Origin of the sequence: [Phormidium] sp. LEGE 05292 (assembly GCF_015207735.1) — a bacterium.
Taxonomy (GTDB): Bacteria; Cyanobacteriota; Cyanobacteriia; order Cyanobacteriales; family Aerosakkonemataceae; genus Floridanema.
Window position 1 is genome coordinate 1 of sequence record NZ_JADEWG010000230.1, and the last position, 7,290, is coordinate 7,290.

A 7,290-nucleotide genomic window follows, 5' to 3' on the forward strand; every position below is an offset into this window, starting at 1 on the left:
AAGAGACAGCCCATCTCACCATCAGCCTAAATATTCAATTTAAATGCGTAGCAGTTTATCAGTGGTAACGCATCTTTAATTTCTGGAGAGGTGTATTGTGAAACCCAACCCAGTTCCTTAAATCGCTGGGTTTTTTCATGAGATGATCTGATGGAACAATTTCACAAGCATATCCGTCTGTGATATCTGGGTTGTTTTATATCATGTCCGGTAAATTACCCCTAATCAAGAACCCCTCCGCCATCCCGTCAACAGGGAGGGGTGCCGTAGGCGGGGTAGGGTGCAATGGGAATTATGGGTAATCAAGCAGACTTGATATTACTAAAAAACGCCCCTCAAATACCAAATATCGATTAAGTAACTCCTTTATTATTTAGTCCGCGTAGGCGGACTTTGTTTGTGTAGCCAAGATTTTAATTTGTGGAAAAAAGAATTAATAGAAGTCTTTTTAGGAAAAAATTCCGGGTTTTTAAATCTCACTTTTGAATAGGTAACAAGTAGTTTTGATTTTCTCACTAGAAGAATCTAGAAATATGAGTGCTTGGAAAAATTTTGTTGCCACCTTTTCTTTAGTTTCTCTTTCTGCATTGGGTTCTCTCGGTTTTGGTATTAAACCTAGCGCCGCCGCAACTCCATATTTCCAACCTTGTGAAACAACACAAACATCATTAGCAAATAATGTAACACCTAACTACCAACTAGCTGCACACGGCACAGTTTGTAGCCGAGTTGTTACTGGTGGTGGCAGACTTTTCATTCGTCGATCGCCTAATGGACAGCTGATTGGCTATGCTTACAATGGCACTTATGTCAGAGTAATTCCTAATAGTTATTACCGGGGTTGGGTAAGGCTATCTACAGGAGGTTATGTCTACACCAGATATCTTAGACCTTGCCCAAGATCTGTTGCTGGTTAATATACTTTTGATCAGTGCGATCGGCAAATATAAATAGCGAAAATCATCATGAGAGAGAAGAAAAAAAAGTTTATGTTTCTTTGTTTTTCTTCACTCTTCCTAATTAACCAGCCGCTAGATCCCAAAGATCCATTGACTCCGGTATCTGCAAGTTTGCGCGGGGGGTAGATCGGTCAGATGCGATCGCATAAAGGCCATGAAATTATGCGATCGTTTATAGTTCAATAATACTTTGTGGAGTGGGCTTCTGGCTCACTCTTTTGTCTGATAATGGAGTTAGTCTTCAAGTATCAATAGAATGAGCTTACCAAAGGAGATTACCATTATGGCTATCAACAAAGTATGGAAAAAATATGCTACTACGATCGCACTATTAACAGTGAGTATGCTAGGTGCGATCGCGCTAACCACTGATGCTTGTACAAAAACTTCTCGCGTTAGTCAAAGTTCCCAGAAAGTAGTCAGAAAAACTACAGTCAAAAAAACAGCCTCTCCTAAACAAGCAACGGTTAAAAACACTTGCGCTAAAGTAGTTGCTGTAAACAATTCTGGCGAAAATGTTGTCTATAAACTCAACGTTCGTTCCCGAATTTATGGCCCAGTTGTTGAACAATTAGATAATGATACTACCGTAACAGTTATCCGACGCTTTCCTAATGGCTGGGTACAAATTTCTAGTCCTGTTCAAGGCTATGTTTTCGGTGAGTTTTTGAAAGGTTGTTGATGGTTTTTAACGATGTTTTTAAACAGGCTCTATTAATTAGGGTCTGTTTTTTGTATGTGTATTTTGAAGTGATTTCTAAACAAATTCAAGAATAAGTAGGTTATTAAAGTTGCGATCGTACATCAATTCATTCTAAAATCAAGAAACGCAGACTGCAAGAAGAAATCAAAGAATCAACTGTAGGGGCGAAGCATTCGGGCGACAATATATCAGGATAATCAACAATTTATAAACCCGAATGCTTCGCCCTCCCCCCGCGACAATTTATATGAACAAAAATTTTTATCTTTACATTAAAACAGGGCAAAGCACATCAGGACAGGGCGTTCGCGTAGCGTGCCGTAGGCATTAGCATTTGGACATAAATATTTTGGTTACGCCACATAAATTGTCGCCCAAATGCTTCTCCCCTACAAATTTTCCATCATTTTCTCTCTCATCCAACCGACAATATCTGCGATTAAATTTGGTTGAGTCGGTGAAAATGTTTGCAACCCAATTTCCCCGGTTTCCCACACTACACAAATCGCGCCTTCAAATTTGCTCAAACCTTTCAGAAATGTATCGCTAAATCCTGTGGGTGTGGCTGTGAGTGCTGTGGAATCGTAGCAGATGAAAAACCGGGGATTTTCGCTATTGCGGCGCAGGTAATTCCAATAAAGTTTGAGTTTTTGCATTGTTTCTGGATACCCATTCTGCCACTCTGGACAATTTTGATTTAGCATCTGGTCGTAAATTTCTGGGGCGGGGTTTTCGGGGTCGAGGATTTGGTGTGTGTCGATGCAAATTAGCTTAAATTTGCTGCATAATTCGGGTTGATTGTTAATAGCTTCGGCAAGGTCTTGGGGTAAGTTTGCTATGTTGACGTTTGCTGTTGCGGTGTTGGTAAGGGTGTCTTGGTGCCAAGCTTGATAGAAGTCGGGGTAGGGGAGATTTTGGGAGCAATGCCAGAGTATATCGTAGCAGTGACCGTAAGTGTTATAAGTGTCAAGAGAATCATTGGTGTAAACTCGATCCAAAATTCCAATTTTAAGACCTGTAACAATTGATGGAAACAGTTCTTGTCGGTTAGAAAATTTTTTGCTCAGAAGAAGTGTACTTAAGCTCCTAACAGCATCCTCACGTTCTTTTCTATCCTTACTGATGTGTATAAAATTAATTAGAAGATTTACTATGTTTTGAAACTTGGAGTTCAAAACGTCAAGGTCAAAATTTCCTAACCCTAGTATTTCTAGCCTAGATGTGACTGAAGTAAAACTAATCTCATCGCTGTAAGGTTCAAGAAAAATTAATGTAACAGGTACTTCAGGCGCAACTTGCTTGAGACAGTGAGCAGCAAAATCATTAACCCAAGTCCCTAGCAAATTTTTCAGGACTTTAATAGCTTGAGACTGATCGGATTCAGTCTTGGTTAATCTAGAAGCTGTCAGGTAGCGTACATATTCATCCTGACTCATCAAAAATTGTTTTAGGATACTGCTCAATTCTGAATTTAAAACTCTAACTTTTGCTAAAGATCCAATGATATTAGCCTGCTCATCATGATAGTTGCTGGTACTTAATAGTTGAATTAGTGTTTGCACAGCCTTCGTATTATCTGGGTTAATCGTCAATATGAGATCTGCAACTAAACGACGAATATGGTTATCTTCAGTATCTAGGCGGTCAACTAAGATGTTCAGGGCTTTTATTTGATTAGTTTCTTGTAGTGCCTTCTTAGCTTGGCTAACCATAAAATATCTTGGATTTTCAATAACCTGATATACATCAACAAGACTCCAATAAATTATTCGCTTTATAATTACGTCAGCAATATGATGCTCTGGTTCAAACTCTGCAATTACTGCTGCTGCTATAAAATTAGCTTGAAGCCAATACCAGGGACAGTCTTCTAACCCATCATTGAATTCCACTAATTTCTTGATAAATTCTTCCTTCTGCTGGCTTTTCACATCCTCTCGTCCCAACCACAGCAAAATCACCTCTTTCCACTGCGGCTCAAAAATGCGATAACGCTTACCAGGAACAGGACGATTAATATGGTTACGAGGTAAGAAAAAATCCCAATAGTTAACGTTTTCATCAACAGCCAAAGCTGCAAAATATTCCTGAAAACTTGAATGTAAAAACGAATAAACAGGCTTTTTCGTGCGGGTATCCCTGTCAACTAAAACCAACCATTCCAATTCATCTGCTAAATTAAACCAATGTTCCTCCATCTGCTCAATGGCAAATCTTTTCTCAATCCGAAACCGATTAACGCTTTCCATTGCCGCTAAAGCCAACTTTGCCAAAGCTTCTTTAATCTGTGTTTCTTCTGTCTCTGTTAATACCCGCTGATACTTCTTCTGGAATTCCTCTTGTTTCCAGTAAAAAAAATAAGTGGTAAACTGCTCGTAAAGTGCCGCCTTCGTTTCCGGCAAATCCCGTTCCGCTACGCACCAAGACTGACACAACATCGACAACCGCAGGGGATTGCGTACTAGTTCTTTGATTCGCTCTTTTCCCGGTTCTTTTAACTGTCTTGTTAAGCGTTTTCCCTGTTCTCGCCAAAAAGTTTCATTGCCAGAATTGCGCCGTTTCACATCCTGACTCGCCTCTTCAAACCACTGGCGAATAAACTCATCCACATCATCAAGTTCTAATGGCAAAGTCTTATAAGTATCAAAATCCGTCAGCGGATTGCTAATCGCCGCATCCCAAACATTCAAACGGCAAGTTAGCACCACCCGCGCCTTACCCACCCAGTCAGTCAGTTGTTCCCGAATTCTCGCCAACGCCTCGATAGGGCAAGTCGCCGCCATTTCATCCACCCCATCCAACAGCAACCACACCTTACCTTGACGGAATAGTTGTTTGAGAGCTTCTGTAATTTCTGGAGTGATATTCTGAGGAACAGGATGTATATATTCCAGCGCTTTTTCCAGCCAATTATTCAATAAATAATCTTTTATTTCCCTATCCCGTAAATCTGCCAATCGAATACAAATGGGAAAATCCGATGATTTTTCATGCAACTGTTGGGCGAGTTTTCCTAACAGCGTAGTTTTCCCCGCACCCAGTTCGCCAATTATCGCAATATGCTTGCCTTTTTCCGTGTGATTTTCGGCAATAACTTTCTGGAAAAAAGCAACATCTTTATACTTTTCGAGGATTTGCTGTTCTGGTTCTTTCTGCGGTTGCAAATCTTCCCCAGTGGCGTTTTTTCTGAGGTTTGGTGTTTTGGGACGTTCCATTAATCCCAAGGGTACGTAAATATTTAATTCATATTGTTGTGTTGTTGCTTGGCGGCGCAGGTGTTGGGTTGCTAATACTTGGTTGCAGATTTCGCGCCAGTTAATGTTATCACTGCTGGGCTTTTTCTGCCAATCAGGAAATCTTGTCTTCCATAACCATTGAAAAGCTTGCTCCCAAGGACTTTTACCTTTTGGCGATCGTCCTCTCTTTTTTTCATTAGATGATTCCCGAATTATTAAACAACCATTTTTTTCTAAAACCTTATATATATTATTTAACTCATCTTGGAGTTTCTGCCGTTTATTTGCTGGTTCTCCCATCCAGTTAATAGAATTTGCGAGAGTGGTATTGTTTTGTCTTGCCTTACTCTCATCAAACCTATTCAAAAAAGCTTCTCTCGTGTCACCAAAAAATTCGTATTGGGTAGCTAGTTCCTCCAGAAATCTGCGCTTTTCCTGCTGCAAGTCTTCCTGTGCCGCCATACAAGTATACATTTTACAAATATTTTATTGGATTCTAGCACATTAAATTAGGTCGTCAGAATCCTTAGACAAAAAAATATTTATATTTTTTGTCTATTTAATTCTATTTATTTCTATTTGTTTGGTATTTGTGACTAATTTTATGTCTATTTAAGCCCTTCTATTCTCAAAGAGTAGTTAACTTTGGGCTTGAAAACAATGATTAGCAAACAGAAAAAATCTGGAAAGTTGGTTAAAAAATTTATTGCTGTTTCCTTGATAATTCAGGCAATAATAATTGGAGTTAAAGGCAATATCGATGTGTTATCGGGGAAAAATCCAATCGATGTAATCCAATCAATGATCGCTCAAGGTGTTGAGTTAATTATCAAAGCTTATAATGCGGAAAAAAGGATTGGTAAAAAGATCGATCGCACCAACAAACCCAGCGAATAGAATTCGCCGCTACACAAACAAAACCCGCCTGCGCGGGTTTTTAAGCTCATTCCCACGCCATCCACCAACCGGAATCAATGATGGTTTCTCCTTGGTAGGTGAAGTAGAGAAAATCGTGTCCGCCTCGCCAATAATAAATCAAATATTCGTAATCTCCAAACAGCAAATTCCTCTGGCGGTAACTCCAACAAAGGCTCTATTATTCTCGATAATTCTTCATCCAAAACACCAAATCGCACCCGCAACAAATTTTCAATTGTGGCGCGGCGTTCCGTTCTTACTCCTTGTTGTAAACCTTGTTGTAAACCTCGTTGTACAGCTTCCTCTTCCCATTTTAAAAGTAGTGGTGATAATTCCATAACTAACTCCTGTTCTTCTCGATCGATATTTTGACTCGCTTGAATAGTTGCTTCCAAATTAGCCAATAATAAAAGAGCATTTGATCGCACTTCCCCAGGAACATCTCGGCTTGTTTCTACCTCACCAAGAGGCGTTAATAACTCCTTTAAATAATCCTTAGCAAATTGATCGTAAACAAATTTTGTCATTTAAAATTTAGCTGCTAATCCGTTTTAATTGCTGATTTTTATCTTATTCAATGTTATCATAATATATTTATAAAAACCCCCTTTGTAATTATGAAATTTATCGGAATTGACTTAGGTTGGAGAAATGGCGCAAGTGGTTTATGCTGCTTAACTTGGCAAAATAACCAACTGCAATTACTCGATTTAGATCGTCGCGAATCTATCTCTGATATTCTTTCCTGGGTAGACGCTTTCGCACCCGATGCAACCCCCGCAATTATTGCCGTAGATGCGCCAACTTTAATTCCCAATGCAACAGGAATGCGTGTCCCAGATACCCTGACTCACAAATTATTTCATCGCTATCACGCTGCTTGTTATCCGGCAAATTTAGGGCGGCCTTTTGCCCAAAAAACAGTTGAATTTGGCTTAAGTTTAGAAGCTAAAGGTTTTGCACACGCCGCAACAATAGAACCACAAAAATTGGGCAGATATCAAATAGAAGTGTTTCCTCATCCGGCAATTGTAAATTTATTTGGGTTAGAACGGATTTTAAAATATAAAAAAGGTAAATTAGCAGATAGACGCACCGAATTAATTAAACTACGCTACTATATTTTAAATTGCTTACCAAATCTGCAACCAAAACTTAACTTAACTGAATTACCAGAAATTCCTCTTACAGGTTTAGCAATGAAAAATGTAGAAGACCAACTCGACAGTTTAATCTGTGCTTATGTTGGTGCTTATTGGTGGTATTGGGGAATAGAACGAAATTTAGTTTTAGGTGATAATTCTACAGGATATATTGTGGTTCCTAATTCTTTACATAATCCATTAAAATTAACTTGACGATCGTTTTTTAACCACAGATATCCACAGATAAACACAGATGTAGGCGTAGCCTTCCCATAGGGTACACAGATAAAATTTAGCCCCCTCCTCGTGTACGGGGAGGGGGTTGGGGG

At 39.3% G+C, this 7,290-nt stretch carries 6 protein-coding genes; 4 read left to right on the forward strand and 2 right to left on the reverse strand.

The features are described from left to right. Positions 1–533: 533 nt before the first annotated feature. Entirely contained in the window at positions 534–917 is a 384-nt protein-coding gene (locus tag IQ264_RS30550) for a hypothetical protein (protein WP_193986145.1), read from the forward strand. A 325-nt stretch (positions 918–1,242) separates the two neighbouring features. Further along, positions 1,243–1,641: an SH3 domain-containing protein gene (locus tag IQ264_RS30555; protein WP_193986147.1), complete on the forward strand. Its 399-nt coding sequence runs from the start codon at positions 1,243–1,245 to the stop codon at positions 1,639–1,641. Positions 1,642–2,051: 410 nt separating this feature from the next. Here IQ264_RS30555 and IQ264_RS30560 read toward each other — a convergent pair whose 3' ends face one another. Further along, positions 2,052–5,372, reverse strand: a complete 3,321-nt coding sequence (locus IQ264_RS30560; protein ID WP_193986149.1) for an NACHT domain-containing protein — start codon at positions 5,370–5,372, stop codon at positions 2,052–2,054. 186 nt (positions 5,373–5,558) lie between these two features. On the opposite strand from IQ264_RS30560, the gene IQ264_RS30565 reads away from it, so the two are divergent. Beyond that, positions 5,559–5,795, forward strand: coding sequence for a hypothetical protein (locus tag IQ264_RS30565; RefSeq protein ID WP_193986151.1), 237 nt, complete (start codon positions 5,559–5,561; stop codon positions 5,793–5,795). Between the two features lie 74 nt (positions 5,796–5,869). Here IQ264_RS30565 and IQ264_RS30570 read toward each other — a convergent pair whose 3' ends face one another. After that, complete coding sequence (locus IQ264_RS30570) at positions 5,870–6,343, reverse strand: hypothetical protein (RefSeq protein ID WP_193986153.1); 474 nt, start codon at positions 6,341–6,343, stop codon at positions 5,870–5,872. Between the two features lie 90 nt (positions 6,344–6,433). Between IQ264_RS30570 and IQ264_RS30575 the strand changes: the two genes are divergently transcribed. Continuing rightward, a complete protein-coding gene (locus IQ264_RS30575) occupies positions 6,434–7,174 on the forward strand; it encodes a DUF429 domain-containing protein (RefSeq protein ID WP_193986155.1) in 741 nt (246 codons plus the stop codon). The last annotated feature ends 116 nt before the right edge of the window (positions 7,175–7,290 follow it).

Coding starts and splice junctions, on each gene's coding strand:
- IQ264_RS30550 (WP_193986145.1), top strand. CDS start 534: ATGAGTGCTTGGAAAAATTTTGTTGCCACCTTTTCTTTAGTTTCTCTT.
- IQ264_RS30555 (WP_193986147.1), top strand. CDS start 1,243: ATGGCTATCAACAAAGTATGGAAAAAATATGCTACTACGATCGCACTA.
- IQ264_RS30560 (WP_193986149.1), bottom strand. CDS start 5,372: ATGTATACTTGTATGGCGGCACAGGAAGACTTGCAGCAGGAAAAGCGC.
- IQ264_RS30565 (WP_193986151.1), top strand. CDS start 5,559: ATGATTAGCAAACAGAAAAAATCTGGAAAGTTGGTTAAAAAATTTATT.
- IQ264_RS30570 (WP_193986153.1), bottom strand. CDS start 6,343: ATGACAAAATTTGTTTACGATCAATTTGCTAAGGATTATTTAAAGGAG.
- IQ264_RS30575 (WP_193986155.1), top strand. CDS start 6,434: ATGAAATTTATCGGAATTGACTTAGGTTGGAGAAATGGCGCAAGTGGT.